This is a genomic window from Peribacillus sp. S4 (genome assembly GCF_046715815.1).
Classification (GTDB): Bacteria; Bacillota; Bacilli; order Bacillales; family DSM-1321; genus Peribacillus; species Peribacillus frigoritolerans.
Genome location: NZ_CP175708.1, coordinates 517396 through 533066, shown reverse-complemented (window position 1 = coordinate 533066; position 15671 = coordinate 517396). Strand labels below are relative to the sequence as shown.

Genomic DNA, 15671 nt, shown 5'->3' with positions numbered 1-15671 from the left:
TTAGAATATTTTATGTGTTAACCTATATTATTTTTAGTTGACATATAAAAAAGGAGAATGGCCATGCACAGTGAAAAACGTTTACTTTGTTGGGAAGAAAAAATAAAAAAAGAACTGGCTCATTTAGAAGAGATTTCGCAAAAGCGCGAACTCGTATCAACCGTATGTGCCGAGCAGCCTTGGCTTACGGTCAACGGGTGCAGGATGCTTAATCTAGCTTCTAATAACTATTTAGGATATGCAGGAGATGAGCGGCTGAAAAAGGCTATGGTTGATGCCGTACATACATATGGTGCAGGAGCAACGGCTTCACGTTTAATTGTTGGCAATCATCCTCTTTACGAGCAGGCGGAACAAGCTCTTATCAATTGGAAGAAGGCCGAAGCAGGACTCATCATCAACAGTGGTTATAACGCGAACCTTGGAATAATCTCCACCCTGCTGTCCCGTAACGATATTATTTATAGTGATAAATTGAATCATGCAAGCATTGTCGATGGAGCTCTTTTAAGCAGAGCAAAGCATATACGCTATCGTCATAATGATTTAGATCATTTAGAAGCATTTTTGAAAAAATCACCGATTGAAGCACGTAAATTAATCGTGACGGATACGGTCTTCAGCATGGATGGTGACTTCGCTTATCTTGAAGACCTAGTTCGGTTAAAGGAACGTTATAACGCAATGTTAATGACAGATGAAGCACATGGAAGCGGCATTTACGGTAAAAACGGTGAAGGCTATGCAGGTCATCTCCATCTTCAAAATAAAATAGATATCCAAATGGGAACATTCAGTAAAGCGCTTGGTTCATTCGGGGCCTATGTTGTCGGGAAAGAATGGCTCATCGACTATTTAAAAAATCGCATGCGCGGATTCATCTATTCAACTGCACTTCCCCCTGCCATACTCGGTGCTATAAAAACAGCGATTGAACTTGTACAGCAAGAACCAGAACGCCGCTCACTGCTCCAAACACATTCAGAATACTTTAGAAAAGAACTCACAAATTACGGGTTTAACATTTGCGGAAGCCGATCACAAATTGTTCCTATCGTCATCGGGGAAAACGAAAAAGCGATGGAATTTGCTGCACGTTTGCAAAAAGAAGGAATTGCCGCTATTGCTGTCAGGCCGCCGACCGTTCCTGAAAATGAAGCGAGAATCCGGTTTACCGTAACGGCTCTCCACGATAAAAAAGATCTTGATTGGGCAGTTCAAAAAGTTTCGATCATTGGAAAAGAAATGGGTGTTGTTGAATGAAGCAGCCGAATTTAGTCGTGCTTCCTGGCTGGGGAATGGAAAAAGAGGCGTTTCAACCGTTAATCAAACCGCTGTCAGAACTATTTCACCTTTCATTTATAGATTGGAGAGATATGAAGGCACTAAATGACTTTGAAGAACGGGTCATAAACACAATCGCTTCCATCGATGGTCCTGTTTATTTATTGGGCTGGTCATTAGGATCACTAGTATCACTTGAACTCTCAAGTTCTTTTCGAGAAAGAATAAAAGGTTTTATCCTTTTTGGCGCAACAAGTCGGTTCACTACAGGGGAAAATTATTCAGTTGGCTGGGATCCGCGAATGGTCGAGCGCATGAAGAAACAACTGCCGCGCAATAAAGAGAAGACTTTGACTTCCTTCTATGAAGCGATGTTTTCCGATGCTGAAAAAGAAGCAGGTTTTTATCATCAATTCACCAAGATCAGTCAAAGCGAGTTTCATGGAGATGATGTGTTTTCGCTTCTGATTGGATTGGATTATTTACTTCAGAAAGATGCTCGAGCAAGACTCGACCGGATTGAAGCCCCCTTTTTAATGCTTCATGGGAGGGAAGACAAAATTTGTCCACTTGAAGCTTCATCTTTCATTAAAGAGAATCTGGGTGGGAAAGCCGAGGTTCGTATTATCGAAGGTACTGGTCATATTCCATTTTTCACAAAACCAGAGGAATGTATGGATCATATAAAAACATTTATTCAAAAGGAGTACGTTCATGATAGATAAACGATTGTTAAGCAAGCGATTCAGTGAACACGCGCAAACATATGATGCGTATGCCAATGTTCAAAAAAACATGGCAAAGCAATTAGTGGATTTGCTTCCTCAAAAAAACACCAACCATAAAATCAATATTCTTGAAATCGGCTGCGGCACCGGTTACTTAACCAGGTTACTCGTCAAAACATTCCCTAATGCCGCCATTACGGCTGTTGATTTGGCACCCGGTATGGTTGAAGTGGCAAAAGGATTAACAAAGGAAGACCGTGTTACATTTTTATGTACGGACATCGAAGAAATGGCGCTAAATGAAAATTACCACTTGATTATTTCCAATGCAACGTTTCAATGGCTGAATGATATTCCTGCAACCCTTGAAAAACTTTTTACACGATTAACGGCGGAAGGAAGCCTGATATTTTCAACGTTCGGAATAGATACCTTTCAAGAGCTTCATAGTTCATATGAACAAGCGAAAGAAAAGCTTCAACTTTCCATGGATAGTTCACCAGGTCAAACGTTTTACACTCTGGAAGAATTATCCCAAGTTTGCGAAGCAGCAATCCCCTATTCAGCAGCAGCTCCAATCGAGATTACAAAAATAGAAAAGCTTGAACTGGAGTACTTTCAGACAGTTCGTGAATTTTTCACTTCAATCAAAAAGATTGGCGCTGCTAACAGCAACAAAGAAAACTACTGCCAGCGCCCTTCCTTTTTTCGAGAGTTAATCAACATATACGACACAGAATTCCGAAATGATTCAGGTGTGAAAGCAACCTATCACTGCTTGTTCTTTAAAATAAAAAAACATGAATGATCCGAAGATAACCAGCTGGGATACAAGCAAAGTATTATACATAATCGCAAATCGTTTATATAAAGTTACGACTAGTATTCCATCCGCTTACTGTCGGTTAACCATCCCCTTCAAGCAATTCAGTCCGCCGCCACTCCTAATTCCTTTGGAGAGGCGGCGGACTTTTTACGTATAACTTCATCCAAATACCTTGCCATCCGTAATATTGACCACTCGATCACATAAATCCAACATTCTTTCATCATGCGTTACCATGATGGCCGCTTTATTTCTTGATTTCACCTCATGTGCAAGCATTTCAACAACATCCCTGCCTCTTTTGGAATCAAGACTTGCGGTTGGTTCATCCGCTAAAATGATTTCTGGATCATTCATCAGCGAACGGGCGATTGCTACACGCTGCCGCTCACCGCCCGACAGTGCTTCTGGCAGGTGATCTGTCCGATGTCCAAGTCCAAGGTGGCTAAGCAATTCGTCCGCTTTTTTCACAGTTGTTTTATCTCGCTTGCCGATCAATTCGGAAAGCAGCAGAAGCTGGTCTCGTACGGAGAGATATGGCACAAGATTCGACGATTGGAATACAAACCCGATCTTTTCAAGGCGCACCCGAGTCAATTCTTTTGGGGATAGTGTTGTAATATCCTCACCATTCAGCAGTAAGCGGCCTTTGCTCGGGGATAGTAACGCACCTGCTATCGAAAGAAAAGTACTTTTTCCTGAACCTGAAGGACCGACGATGGCGACGAATTCCCCCGCTCTCACATTCAGGGAAATATCATCAAGGGCTTTCACCTTATTATCGCCTTCCCCATAAACCTTACTGACGTTTTCAAATAATAGTTTATCCCCCATCATGATACCCTCCCTATTGCTTCGATCGCGTCTATCTTCGCTACTCGGTATAGGGATAGCAGCGAACCCAATACGGATACAGCCAAAAGTAATACGGAATATTTAATGACCAAATCGGCACTCAATTCAAATGGCATTCCTTCTGGCATGATTAAAGTGACGCCGAATGTCAGGGCAACACTGATGGCTATGCATGTCACGGCAAGCAGCATTACTTGACCAACGATGCTTTTTGCCAGGTAGCCCGTATTGGCCCCCAGTGCTTTAAGGACTCCAAATTGATTCGTCTTCTGCAAAGTAATCACATAAAAGAATACGGCCAAAACGAAAGCTGCAATGACAAACAAAAAGGCAATCATCATCGTCAATGTCCCCTGTTCCTCTTTGAACCCTGGTATACTCTGAAGTGATTCTTCTTTCGAAATGAGCGTTACACCTTCAGGCAATGATTCACGTACATTCTCTTCTGACTTCGAATCCATTTGCACGGCTATTGCGCTGATTGAGTCTTTACCTTGATTTTTCAATCCAGGATTAATCTCCTGCCACCCCTTAACATTCATGTAAACTGCCGGTGTATGGCTGTAAGACTGCTTTTCAGTAAAACCAACAATGGTGAAAACATTACCTGATAGGTCATCTTTAAGTGAATCACCCAATTTATAACCGACTTCTTTTAAAGAACGATCTGCAACGACTTCACCTTGTTTCTTATTGTCATAGCTCGTTCCTTCTATGACCTTTGGTGCTAAAATCCCACTGGCATCGGTCGCAAAAATAGTGGCATCCGTTTTCTCCGAAGATCCGATTTTATTCAATGTGATCATCATTTGCCCCAGCCCTTCGGCTGCTTTAACATCCGATATATCCCGGATTTCATCAAGCTTTTCCATCGATATGATCGATCGATTCAATTTATTTTTAGAGTCATGCTCCATGACGAAATAGTCGGCTTTCATGTTTTGTATGGATGAAGCATTATCTGATGAAAGTCCATTAGCTAATCCTGAAATGATAAAAACAAGCAAAGCGACCAATACCATGATCAGTCCAATCAGCAGATAACGTAACTTTGAATGCTTTAGTTCACGCATTGCCAAAAACATCATTTCATCTCCCTTTTCTTTTGTTTACCAATCAAGTCCTGCTTCAATCGGTATGACTCGATTGTAAACACTCAATATGAATGGAAGATGAACAACTGATTACATAAAGGGCAGCCGTATATAAAAAGTGGTCCCTTTACCAAGTTCACTTTGGACTTCAATCGTTCCTCCATGAAGTTCAACCGTCTTCTTCGTGATCGAAAGTCCTAATCCGCTGCCTGTTTCACTTCTGTTCCTCACTTTGTCGACTTTATAAAAGCGATCAAGGATATAAGGGAGGTCTTCTTCTGGAATTCCAATGCCCGTATCCGCGATCATCACTTCAACAGTACTGCCTATACTTTTAATCCGAATATGGATTGAACTGCCGGTTTCCGAGTATTTAATGCTATTGGTTATCAAATTCGTCCAAACTTGATTTAAAAGTTTCTCATCTGCAGAAATGGCGGTGGACGGCAAATCCATTTCGATCACCATATCCTTTTCCCGCCAATTCCATTCCAGCATGAACAACACCTGCCGGATTTGCTGCGCTAAATCGAACTTTGACCGCTGCAGCGGATCATCTACTTTATCCAACGAAGCAAGCATGAGCAGCTGTTTGCTTAACGACGACATGCGCCTGCTTTCTTTTTCAATGATGGATAAGTACTGATTTCTTTGTTCCTTTGTTAATTCCTCCGATTGAAGGGTTTGGGAAAAACCTTGGATGGATGCAAGCGGAGATTGAATTTCATGAGATACATTCGATACGAACTCCTGCCTCATATCATCCAACCGCTGTATGCTTTGAGTCATTTTCGAGAAGTGCTGTGCCAAGTCCCCTATTTCATCGCTTCGGGAGACATTCAATTCACTACTATAATCCCCATCGGCGATTCTTTTTGTAGCCTCCGTTAATTTCGTAATCGGCTTAACGATGAAACGCGTATTAATGATCACAAATAAAAAACTAAGAAGTAGCGTCAGAACGAGTAAAACTGCAAGGAAAAAGCGAAATTCGCCAAACTGCAGCTCTATATTGGGCCTTACAAACAATGCATGCTTTTCACCATTCACGTTCATCGGGACCCCAATGCTATTAATTAATACATCTTCAAAAAAACCCGTAATAAATAACCCATTATTATAATTGGCGATCCCTTGATAGGTATTCCCATTCAAAACTCCGGAAATCGTGTCGCGGTCCAAATTCGTTTCCCGAAACGGCTCACCATATAAAGTTCCTTCACCCTGCTCATTAAATAGATACATTTGATAGTGCAATCCTGCAATATGGGTTAAATACGCATCAATATCCTGATCAGGATTCTCCTCATATAAGGAGACGATCTCACTTGCGACTTTGCTTATCTTCTCACCATTGTTGGGTTTTTGAACCTGATGATAATAGACATTGGAAATTAAAAAAGCGATGACACTGGCAAGCACCATGATCAAAATGGTTTGAATAACTATCCTGAAATAAAGTGTTTTCACTTCTTGTTGACCTCCAGTTTATAACCTAAGCCACGGACAGTCGTTATGACAAAGTCATCGGTCCGGCCGGCAAAACGTTCCCTCAACCGTTTAATATGGACATCAACCGTTCGATCATCCCCTGCAAAATCAGCACCCCAAACCAGTTCAATAAGCTGCTCACGCGTAAAGACCTGATCAGGAAAACTTCCCAGCTGAGCCAGCAGCTCAAATTCCTTAAGCGGCAGGAGCAGCGTATTCCCCTTTATTCGCACTTCGTAACTTTTACGGTCAATCACCGTTTGATTCAATGAGATGGATTCAGAATTCACCATACGGTATCTTCGCAATAGCGCTTTTATCCGAAATAGAAGTTCCCTTGGCTCAAACGGCTTCACGAGGTAATCATCCGTACCCGCAAAGTACCCCTTTTCCTTATCGATAAGTTGATCTTTAGCTGTCAATAAAATGACGGGCAGATCATATTGATCCCGGATTTCCTTACAAAGATCCAGTCCGTTTTTATACGGCATCATTATATCGACAACAGCCAGATGGATCCGTTCCTTCTCCAGTAACAAGGAAGCTTCATAACCGTCCTTCGCTTCCGATACCATGTACCCTTCCTTTTCCAAGTGAAATTTAAGCAACTCCCGAATATGCCGATCATCATCCGCAATTAATATATGTATCAAAGAAACCACATCTCCACTTCTTTTATAGCCCTGGCTAAACATACAATAGCAATAATTAAACCTGTAAAACAACAAATACTAATTCAATTTCCGGTTCCTTATAAACTAGTTTGCCGCTAATATACAGCACCTTCTTATTTTTTTAAAAAAATAAAGTCAAAAGCGAACAGATTCTAAAAACCCTGTCCGCTTTTTTCCTATAGTGAACCGTCATATTCACACTAGTTCAGCCCTATTGATATTTTTATTGCCTAAAAGGGTTTTAAATATTCTGAATATAAATTATAATTGTTTTATTTCAAAACATCTAGGAGGTCACTATGGGAGTAGTAGAGAAAATCAGCGGATTTGCTGGTAAAACGTTTACCTTATGGGTCATTTTATTTGCAGTTATTGCGTATATCTTACCTAATCAGTTTATATGGATTGGAGACTATATTGTTCCATTACTAGGAATTGTCATGTTTGGAATGGGACTTACATTATCAGCAGCGGATTTTAAAGAAGTATTCCGACGGCCGAAAGAGGTCGCACTAGGGGTAGCAGGTCATTTTATCATTATGCCCTTATTGGCATTCGGATTAGCAATAGGGTTCGATTTGCCCAAAGAAGTCGCTGTTGGTGTTATTTTGGTAGGATGTTGCCCTAGTGGAACGGCTTCGAATGTCATGGTGTTTCTTGCGAGAGGAAATGTTGCGCTTGCAGTTGCCATTGCTTCTGTTTCCACTATTCTAGCGCCTATCGTAACGCCCCTGCTTATTCTGCTCTTGGCAAGTAAATGGGTCAACATCAGTATTGGGTCATTATTCATTTCGATCATTCAAGTGGTGATTATCCCACTAATACTGGGATTTCTTGTTAAGAAGTTTTTCGGCAAACAGGCAGAGGCCGGTGCAAAGGCTTTACCTCTAGTATCTGTCATTTCCATCGTTCTGATCGTATCTGCCGTAGTAGCTGGCAGCCAAGATCAGCTGGCTAAAACAGGTTTGCTGATTTTTGCAGTAGTCGTTCTTCATAATGTTCTTGGTTTTTTACTCGGCTTCTTCTTTGCTCGTTTATGCGGGATGGATTTAGCTAAACAGAAAGCTGTTGCAATGGAGGTCGGTATGCAGAACTCTGGTTTAGGTGTAGCCATAGCAACAGCCCACTTCTCGCCTTTGGCCGCTGTTCCAAGTGCCATTTTCAGTGTTTGGCATAACATATCAGGTTCCGTTCTGGCCTATATCTTCAGTCTCATGAAAGATAAAAAAAATGTAGGCACCGATAAAAATAATTCGATAAAAACAGACGCATCATAATATGTTGGAGATGAACAAAAAAATGCTTTTCAGTAAATGAATAAAAAAAGCCGATTGAGTGAATCGGCTCAGACTGTAGACAAACTCGATGAAAATCGAGTTTGTCTATTTTTATGGCTTGTACAATTTGGACGTTGGTTGGAACGTAGGGCACTCGCTTTCCGCGGGCGGTCGGGGAGCCTCCTCGGCTTTCGCCTGCGGGGTCTCCCTTAGACGCGCTTTTCCCGCAGGAGTCTCGTACCTTCCGATCCAATCAACTTTGTCTTACCTTTTAGATAGAACACTTTTGCCTGGAGTCATTTTTGTTTTAAAGTAGAAGTATTAAAACTTGAGGTGATGAGGAGGCTTTCTAAACATGATTCTATTCAGCAAGATCAACTTGAAATGATTACTTTAGATTAACTGGTGCCACCGAACCATTTGGTTCGTAAAATGGAGGCTGCCATTAATTTAAAGAAGATGGCCAATTGGGCATGGCGAGGTCCAAAAATGGCCTAACATGTGGGCTCGTAGAGCCGCAATCTCTTAACCTTAGGAGAAAATTCAAAGGGAATTTCAAAAGGGGTTCAGAATTTTTTAATTCCGAACCCCTTTTATCTACAAACTGAGCCGATTGAGTGAATCGGCTTTTTTTTTGCATTTATCATCAGAATATTGAACATTCAAGGGGAAATGACAATATTCAATGCCCAAAAATAATGAACTTACTGCCTTGTTGTGGTTATTTTTTTGTACTACCTGCTATACTACTAGATGAAAGTAAGTTATAAATTTTGCTAATGATTCGGGTTATAGTAATTGACTATCATTTTAAGGATGAGGGAATATAATGTCACCAAAAATAAAATCTTCAAGAAAAATAGCTAGATATTCACTAATTATCATGGGGGCGGGTTATATTGCAACCACTCCATTTCAAGGTACATTGCCTTTAGATTTATTACATGGAGGGTTTGAAGCTGGTTTAGTCGGCGGATTGGCAGATTGGTTTGCTGTCACTGCATTATTCCGCCATCCGCTTGGATTACCAATCCCCCATACAGCGCTTTTGCCCAACAATCGTAAAAGAATGACAAATGCACTTGTTTCGATGTTAAAAAACGACTGGCTTTCTAAGGAAAGCATTCAGGACAAAGTAAAACATATTCCTTTTACTGAAAAATTGATCCCTATTTTAGGAAAAGAGATTCAAAGTGATACTTTTAGAAAAGTCCTGATTAAACTGATCAAGCAAATGATTGGTTATATAGATATAGAAAAGATTACGCCTTTCGTTGCAAAAAAAATTAAAGCATCACTTTCTGGCATAGACATGAGCAAGATTCTACATTTAGTAAGTTCAGAGTTACTTAACGAAGAGTTTGATAAGAAGGCCTTGGATCATGTTTTGAAAAAAGCTGAAGATTGGTTAGGAAAAAAGGAAACCAGTCACCGACTTGGCACTGTTTCCATGGATGTACTCAGCAAGATTGAACTGGAAGGTATGCTTCAGTTCGCCGTTAAATCCATTCAAAGTCTACTTAACGAAGAGAAACTTGGGAATATAATCCAAAACCTGCTATTAAGTGTCGTAAATAATTTACAAAACGAGAAAGAACCAAATAGAGAGGCTTTAATCTTATATATCAGGAAAGAGATACAAGGCATTAACCATAACCGGGAACTGTTAGAAGGAGTTGAAAAATGGAAAAAACAACTTCTGACAAAATGGGAGCCTGAGGCGACAATAGAGGGAAGCCTAAAACAAATTCAACAAGAAGCATTGGATTTCGTAGAAGATGAACTTTTCATGGATACTTACCTGACTCCAATGATTCATCATATACTGGACAATATTAAGGAAAATAGCACCCGCATCGATCAATGGATACAGAAACAAATTACTGTTCTCATTGAAAATAATCATACTCAGATCGGCAATCTTGTACAAGAAAATTTAGATAAGCTAGACAACGAAACGCTGATTGATATGATGGAAAATGGTGTAGGAAAAGACTTGCAATGGATTCGCGTGAATGGAGCGGTCTGTGGTTTTATCATAGGGCTTATCCTAACAGGTGCACAGGCTTTGCTTAAGCTATTATGATCCAGGCATAACGGCAGAATACTGTCGCTACCAAATCAACTGGGACTGATTCGTTTTTCTGAAAATGAAGAGATAAACAAAAAGCCAGCCAAGGTTTTCATGAAACACCTCGGCTAGCTTTTCCTTTTTATCAATAAACTTAGATTACAGGTACACATATAAATCAAAGTTCCACTTAAAGCAGGGCTTCAATTAACTAAGGGTTGGATTGCTGATCACTAAGCCAGCCATCAATATGATCCAAATTAAAAATCAACAAATTATCGATGGGTCTGAGATGGGGGATCTTTTTATTCAATATTAGATCATTGATTTCCTCTTCGGTAATTGGATAATTTACCGACTCAAGGTAAATCATCAAACTTTTTATACCATAGGCTTTCCTCATTTAATCACCTCCCACCAAATTCTCCTTATTCAACATAAAGAAAACTTAGTGCTAGATATTAAATGAAAGACCGCTTAATTCTTAATACCCACCTTTTGAAGAAATAATCGCTTTTACTGTATGTAGGCACTTTAAATCAGGAAATTAATCTAATGTATAGGGTTTCCTCTCCTCGATTATCTCCACTTCATCCCATTCCACAGATTTGGAGTACATATATTTATCTGTCCGTTCAAACCCCATCCTTTTAGCAAGTTCAGTGTTTGTTGTAACCAACATTACTTTTCCGGTTTTGCTTTCTTCTGATGCCGGAAACAGTTCTCCCTTATATATTGCCTTCGAATTTATCTTAAATAAATCTACCTCTTCTACAGAAACATTTTTTATATAGATATTTTCATCTAAATGCTTGAAACCTTGAGATAGATCAGCATATTTATTACTTATTAACCTTATAGACTTATCTTCCAGTAGACTAAAACTATACTCGCTACCATTATGTATTGCATACTTTCCTTTTCTTATCATAGGTTCCTCCATTTTCAAACTTCATCAAGTATTCAATAATTCTTTATTTAATTTTTCAGCTTTATGTAATTCTACTAATAACGGATTTTGATAGTCACTATAACTATCCATATAAGCACGTACACCACCAATAATATTTAATTCTTTTATGTCTTTTTTATTTTCCAATATTTCCAATGCATTCTTATATCTTTTATATATAAGCTGTAAAGCGCCGCTAGTAATTTCATTACAATAAACTTTTTCAAGATTATTTATTACAACTTTTATTTGATCGATTAACTGCCTTTTCTTATTATCCATTTTATTCTCCTATATAGTGCAATAAATATAAATCGCATTTGAAATGAGAAAATTTAATCTAACGAATAGGGCTTCCTCTCTTCGATTATCTCCACTTCATCCCATTCCACAGATTTGGAGTACATATATTTATCTGTTCGTTTAAACCCCATCTTTTTAGCAAGTTCAGTGTTTGTTGTAACCAACAATACTTTTCCGGTTTTGCTTTCTTCTGATGCCGGAAACAGTTCTCCCTTATAAACAGCATAGGGATTAATAGAATATAATTCTTTAACTTCACTTACACCTACCATTTTCGTGTAAATATTATTTTTGTAATAAGTAAAGCCATTGTCCATATCTTTTTTATCATTGCTAATTAATTCAATAGCTTCCACTGTATCAGACTCTATGAATCTATACTCTCTCCCATTATAGATTGTATACTCACCTTTTCTTATCATTTTCCCACTCCATTATTTAATTTTCCTCACCAATAATAAACTGCTTCGCTTCCCTTTAACATAGCATAAACTGAACTTTGGACATAAAAAAACCCTATAAAGGGATTTATAGGAGTTTTTTGTTTATGGGGATTTACATCAAGCCCCATACTTTTCTTTAATGGCTTTATCTGCACAAAAACTATGGAATTGGTTGATTAATTCATCGATATCTTCGATGATATGCATCTGTTATAACCCAGTAATAATCTATTTATAAAAGCAATCTTTTGAATGAGTCCTGCATCGACAGAACCGCCTTTTCCAAATTGAGATTATCAGCTATACCATTCCCCTATAATATTAAAAGACCTTAACAAAAATTTGTTAAGGTCTTCTTAAGTAGCTCAGTCTTTATATTCGTTTATTACAATGAATAAATAATTTCCAGCCCCAAAGCGCATAATTAATTATCCAACTTCATTATATAGTCTCTAACTTCTCCCCTTGGTATAACCTTCCTGCTTTCAGGTAAATCTTCAAATATTAATATTGGTTTTTTCACCTCAATAATCGACTCTATGTCGTCAAGAGGCACGTCCTTTTTAAAAACAAATTGCTCTTGCTTTTCGAATCCATAGCAGGCTACATCATTACTATCCATACTAAATAATGAAATCTCATTTTCATCCAAGATATGCCCGCCCAATGAATAAGGACTAAACTCTTTCCCCTTATAAGTCACTAAAAAATCTAGCTCATAAGCAAAATTCACTTCTTCTATAGCTACCACCTTGATATATAGATTAGGATGTTTATTTCCCCCTAAATCAATAAGTTCTTGAAATCCTGGATCTGGTGTATTACTTCTCAGCCTTAACATGTCATTTCGAATATTCAAGTGATAATCCTTTTGATTATATGTTGCATATTTCAAATTTTATTCACCTCATTTTCTAGGTATCCATTCCATAATATCTCCATCAAATATAAAACTCATTTGTTTTTCACCAGTAGTTGCATCCTTAATATCAAGTATGTCACCATCTTCAAATTGTCTAGGTGTATGATAATATTCTGGTAATACAACTTCTTTGCTGCCAGTAAACCCTCTACCTGTATATGGATAAGATTCAGGAGTTGGATCCCAATTCGGGATTGAAACTTTACTTGGGTCATTTAACCGATATTCAAACACACCATAAAATCTATCGGGTCCTCCAATAGATTGTGAAATTCCATCTACACCATTAGTAACTTTATAGGCAGTATTGTTATAATCCAATCTTGCTCCTTCATAATGATCATGTAAAGTCTTTAATTTTATAGAATCATCTTTAACTGCAGTAAAGCCTCTAACACCATTATAATCAGGATCATATAAGTATTTATAAATATCCCTTTGTGGAATAGTTTTAGCCATTATTGTCCCTATAGATGGAATGCCTATTTGATTCCTAATTGAAGCCACAATATCTTTTTCTGTTAAATTTAATACTCTATCGGGATGTAATAACTTTATAAAATCATCGACTTCATAACCATTTTCATTTACTACCTTTTTTATACCATCACTTGTTTTTGAAATTACTTTTGTGGTAGATAAGCTATTCTTCAATTTAAACTTATGATCCACATACTTCGCCGCACCTGCCACACCGCCGATGCCAAGTGCCATCAAAAGCCCGTTCTGGCGCTGTTCCTCGGTTAGCTGGTTGCCGAACATGTCTTTGCCTGTGGCCGCTTCGCCGAGGCCGTTGGCTGCGAGGAGTCCGTATATCCCGTATTCGGTTTTCTGGAGGAGGCTAAAGCCTTTTGTCGTTTTATAGGCATCGAGCGCGTGGTTCGCTGCGTTGAGTCCTTTGGCCGTTTTGTATAGGGCGCTGCCGCCTTTGATGGCCCGTCCGGCCCAGCCGACGACGGGGATGAATCCAGCGGCGGCCATGGCGCCGGCGGCGATTCGTTCGGCATCGGACAGCTTGCGGCCCGTTACTGGATCGACTCCGGTCGAGGCCCTGATTGAATCATAATATCCCGTGAATTCCCCTGTAAAGGTTTTTGTCGTATCCCAGGCCTTTTCGTACCATGGACGATTTTCGAGTTCTTCCATTTCCTGTTCGATTTTCCGGGCTTCCGCTTGTTCCTTTTTGAAGGTTTGATAGTCTTTCATCTGACCGGCGACTTCATCCTTCACTTGATAGACGTCACTGCTCTTGAATGCCGATTGGTTGAATGTCATCGGCGAAATGTTGCCGTCCTGTTTGGTGGCATCAAGCAAGGCACGGAAGAGGCCAACGGCCACGTTTTCCTGCCCGATGGACACATCATATTCCTCGACCAATTGCCGGTCGACATTCTCGACCTTTGTCACGGTGTCATCCAGCCTGTGTCCGGCCAGCGTGATTTTTTCATTAAAGTCCTTTTGGTTGAACATATCAAGAGGCAGGATATCGTCAATGCTATTCAGGATCCTTTGAAGGTCGTTCGCTTGTTGATCAACAAGCGACTTCGCTTGGTTGATGCCGTTTGAGACTTCGCCATCTAAAAAGGGGACCTCGACCACCGTATTTCCGGAGAGGTCCGCTTCTTCCAGATTGGCCGGTATGCCTTCCAAAAAACTGATCTGGGTTGTGAATAATTCCATCCAGGCGTCCGCCACCTCGATTTGTGCTTCATAGAAGCTTTTGATGGCGGTAGCACCGGCTCCCTGGAACTCGTCATCCAGGCCGACAATGCCCTGAAATTCCTTTTTCAGGGCTGCGACTTCCTTCTTTAGTTCTTCATATTGCTTGGCGCGCGACTTGGTTGCGGCCGTCAATGTCTCGGCTTCAAATATCTTCATCGCTGGTACCCATGTGAAGACGTATGGGCGATGGCTTCATCCTGTTCTTTTAATAAGTCAATGTTAGCACGGGTATCTTCCACATTTTTCTGGACGATTTTGATATATTGCTCAAAGACCTTCTCCAGGTTCGTTTCGCGATCGATCCATTTCGAGGTGAATTCCAATTTATTGTTGCCAAGCTCGCCTGCCGGTAAATTTCCAAGCGTGACTGTACCAAGTGCCGTCTTCACTTGATCGACTTGCTTCGTTACGGCAGGATGATTCAGTTTGATTGTCGTCATTAAAACAACCACCCTTTTAAATATGATATTTTGCTTTCCAATTGATCTATGACGGCTTCTCCTTTGCCTAAAAGAACATCCGCTTCATGTGCTATCGTACCTGCTGCACTCAGAGCCTTTTTCTCTATATTAAGCATCATGATTTTACCGTCGATTTTCTCTTGATAGTCATCATAATCATCATGAATGATCGTTGACATTGCCTTGTATGCATCACTGCGGGCATCTTGAAAGTCTTCTGCCCGGTTTCCCGTCCAGCTTTTTGCCAAGTCCGGGTTTTTAATTTTAGCTATTTCCCCAAGACAAGCATTCTGTTCTTCTTTGATTTGTCTTTTTGCCTGCTCCAAACGATTGATTTTTTCATTCACATCGGAAGTTTTACTGGAGAGGGCAGAGTGAATTTCACTCAATGAATTTGCATACACCTAAAAAATCACCTCAAACATACTATTCTCATTATGTAGACTGTCATATTTTTCATAATTTTTATTATAAGGATTATAGTCTTAGAGTTAAATAGGGATAAATAAGCTATTTATGCTACGGAATTAGGAGATTCAGCCCGCACGCTCCAATTCCAAATTAGACT

The 15671-nt window shown here is 39.7% G+C and carries 17 protein-coding genes; 5 read left to right on the top strand and 12 right to left on the bottom strand.

Annotated elements, in window-relative coordinates; all coding sequences use genetic code 11:
* The first annotated feature begins 63 nt into the window (after positions 1-63).
* Genes bioF through bioC form a run of 3 tightly spaced genes read left to right on the top strand, consistent with a single transcriptional unit; the run spans position 64 to position 2820 of the window.
* Entirely contained in the window at positions 64-1263 is a 1200-nt protein-coding gene (bioF, locus tag ACJ9PY_RS02575; RefSeq protein ID WP_411739435.1) for an 8-amino-7-oxononanoate synthase, read from the top strand.
* Positions 1260-2009, top strand: coding sequence for an alpha/beta fold hydrolase (locus ACJ9PY_RS02570; protein WP_057278539.1), 750 nt, complete (start codon positions 1260-1262; stop codon positions 2007-2009). Before bioF ends, ACJ9PY_RS02570 begins: the two co-directional genes overlap by 4 nt.
* Complete coding sequence (bioC, locus tag ACJ9PY_RS02565) at positions 1999-2820, top strand: malonyl-ACP O-methyltransferase BioC (protein WP_411739434.1); 822 nt, start codon at positions 1999-2001, stop codon at positions 2818-2820. Before ACJ9PY_RS02570 ends, bioC begins: the two co-directional genes overlap by 11 nt.
* A 177-nt stretch (positions 2821-2997) precedes the next feature.
* Here the strand turns inward: bioC and ACJ9PY_RS02560 are convergent, their stop codons facing one another.
* From ACJ9PY_RS02560 to ACJ9PY_RS02545, 4 genes are all read right to left on the bottom strand, one after another.
* Complete coding sequence (locus ACJ9PY_RS02560; protein ID WP_057278537.1) at positions 2998-3675, bottom strand: ABC transporter ATP-binding protein; 678 nt, start codon at positions 3673-3675, stop codon at positions 2998-3000.
* Positions 3672-4778 carry an ABC transporter permease gene (locus ACJ9PY_RS02555; RefSeq protein ID WP_411740226.1) on the bottom strand — a complete coding sequence of 369 codons (1107 nt, stop codon included), beginning with the start codon at positions 4776-4778 and terminating at the stop codon, positions 3672-3674. Before ACJ9PY_RS02555 ends, ACJ9PY_RS02560 begins: the two co-directional genes overlap by 4 nt.
* 99 nt (positions 4779-4877) lie before the next feature.
* Positions 4878-6257: a sensor histidine kinase gene (locus ACJ9PY_RS02550; RefSeq protein WP_063577490.1), complete on the bottom strand. Its 1380-nt coding sequence runs from the start codon at positions 6255-6257 to the stop codon at positions 4878-4880.
* The gene (locus ACJ9PY_RS02545; protein ID WP_411739433.1) at positions 6254-6931 is read right to left on the bottom strand and encodes a response regulator transcription factor; all 678 of its coding nucleotides are present in this window, start codon (positions 6929-6931) and stop codon (positions 6254-6256) included. The genes ACJ9PY_RS02550 and ACJ9PY_RS02545 overlap by 4 nt, the downstream gene beginning before the upstream one ends.
* A gap of 320 nt (positions 6932-7251) precedes the next feature.
* On the opposite strand from ACJ9PY_RS02545, the gene ACJ9PY_RS02540 reads away from it, so the two are divergent.
* Together ACJ9PY_RS02540 and ACJ9PY_RS02535 are read left to right on the top strand one after the other, a co-directional pair.
* Complete coding sequence (locus tag ACJ9PY_RS02540; RefSeq protein WP_034305980.1) at positions 7252-8229, top strand: bile acid:sodium symporter family protein; 978 nt, start codon at positions 7252-7254, stop codon at positions 8227-8229.
* An 829-nt stretch (positions 8230-9058) separates the two neighbouring features.
* The gene (locus ACJ9PY_RS02535) at positions 9059-10315 is read left to right on the top strand and encodes a DUF445 domain-containing protein (protein WP_063577492.1); all 1257 of its coding nucleotides are present in this window, start codon (positions 9059-9061) and stop codon (positions 10313-10315) included.
* 196 nt (positions 10316-10511) lie between these two features.
* Here the strand turns inward: ACJ9PY_RS02535 and ACJ9PY_RS02530 are convergent, their stop codons facing one another.
* From ACJ9PY_RS02530 to ACJ9PY_RS02495, 8 genes are all read right to left on the bottom strand, one after another.
* Positions 10512-10703: a hypothetical protein gene (locus tag ACJ9PY_RS02530; protein ID WP_057278530.1), complete on the bottom strand. Its 192-nt coding sequence runs from the start codon at positions 10701-10703 to the stop codon at positions 10512-10514.
* 144 nt (positions 10704-10847) lie between these two features.
* Positions 10848-11231, bottom strand: a complete 384-nt coding sequence (locus tag ACJ9PY_RS02525; protein WP_411739432.1) for a hypothetical protein — start codon at positions 11229-11231, stop codon at positions 10848-10850.
* 24 nt (positions 11232-11255) lie between these two features.
* Entirely contained in the window at positions 11256-11534 is a 279-nt protein-coding gene (locus ACJ9PY_RS02520) for a hypothetical protein (protein ID WP_145506838.1), read from the bottom strand.
* Between the two features lie 53 nt (positions 11535-11587).
* Complete coding sequence (locus tag ACJ9PY_RS02515) at positions 11588-11977, bottom strand: hypothetical protein (RefSeq protein ID WP_328110124.1); 390 nt, start codon at positions 11975-11977, stop codon at positions 11588-11590.
* 445 nt (positions 11978-12422) lie between these two features.
* Entirely contained in the window at positions 12423-12893 is a 471-nt protein-coding gene (locus ACJ9PY_RS02510) for a hypothetical protein (RefSeq protein WP_098184956.1), read from the bottom strand.
* A gap of 12 nt (positions 12894-12905) precedes the next feature.
* On the bottom strand, positions 12906-14798 hold the full coding sequence (locus ACJ9PY_RS02505) for a ribonuclease YeeF family protein (RefSeq protein WP_411739431.1): 1893 nt from the start codon (positions 14796-14798) through the stop codon (positions 12906-12908).
* Positions 14795-15082, bottom strand: a complete 288-nt coding sequence (locus tag ACJ9PY_RS02500) for a YwqI/YxiC family protein (RefSeq protein WP_034306007.1) — start codon at positions 15080-15082, stop codon at positions 14795-14797. The genes ACJ9PY_RS02505 and ACJ9PY_RS02500 overlap by 4 nt, the downstream gene beginning before the upstream one ends.
* Complete coding sequence (locus ACJ9PY_RS02495; RefSeq protein ID WP_063577498.1) at positions 15082-15507, bottom strand: DUF5082 family protein; 426 nt, start codon at positions 15505-15507, stop codon at positions 15082-15084. Before ACJ9PY_RS02495 ends, ACJ9PY_RS02500 begins: the two co-directional genes overlap by 1 nt.
* Between the last annotated feature and the right edge of the window lie 164 nt (positions 15508-15671).

Coding starts and splice junctions, on each gene's coding strand:
- ACJ9PY_RS02540 (WP_034305980.1), top strand. CDS start 7,252: ATGGGAGTAGTAGAGAAAATCAGCGGATTTGCTGGTAAAACGTTTACC.
- bioC (WP_411739434.1), top strand. CDS start 1,999: ATGATAGATAAACGATTGTTAAGCAAGCGATTCAGTGAACACGCGCAA.
- ACJ9PY_RS02555 (WP_411740226.1), bottom strand. CDS start 4,778: ATGTTTTTGGCAATGCGTGAACTAAAGCATTCAAAGTTACGTTATCTG.
- ACJ9PY_RS02505 (WP_411739431.1), bottom strand. CDS start 14,798: ATGAAGATATTTGAAGCCGAGACATTGACGGCCGCAACCAAGTCGCGC.
- ACJ9PY_RS02520 (WP_145506838.1), bottom strand. CDS start 11,534: ATGGATAATAAGAAAAGGCAGTTAATCGATCAAATAAAAGTTGTAATA.
- ACJ9PY_RS02515 (WP_328110124.1), bottom strand. CDS start 11,977: ATGATAAGAAAAGGTGAGTATACAATCTATAATGGGAGAGAGTATAGA.
- ACJ9PY_RS02525 (WP_411739432.1), bottom strand. CDS start 11,231: ATGATAAGAAAAGGAAAGTATGCAATACATAATGGTAGCGAGTATAGT.
- ACJ9PY_RS02535 (WP_063577492.1), top strand. CDS start 9,059: ATGTCACCAAAAATAAAATCTTCAAGAAAAATAGCTAGATATTCACTA.
- ACJ9PY_RS02560 (WP_057278537.1), bottom strand. CDS start 3,675: ATGATGGGGGATAAACTATTATTTGAAAACGTCAGTAAGGTTTATGGG.
- ACJ9PY_RS02500 (WP_034306007.1), bottom strand. CDS start 15,082: ATGACGACAATCAAACTGAATCATCCTGCCGTAACGAAGCAAGTCGAT.
- ACJ9PY_RS02530 (WP_057278530.1), bottom strand. CDS start 10,703: ATGAGGAAAGCCTATGGTATAAAAAGTTTGATGATTTACCTTGAGTCG.
- ACJ9PY_RS02570 (WP_057278539.1), top strand. CDS start 1,260: ATGAAGCAGCCGAATTTAGTCGTGCTTCCTGGCTGGGGAATGGAAAAA.
- bioF (WP_411739435.1), top strand. CDS start 64: ATGCACAGTGAAAAACGTTTACTTTGTTGGGAAGAAAAAATAAAAAAA.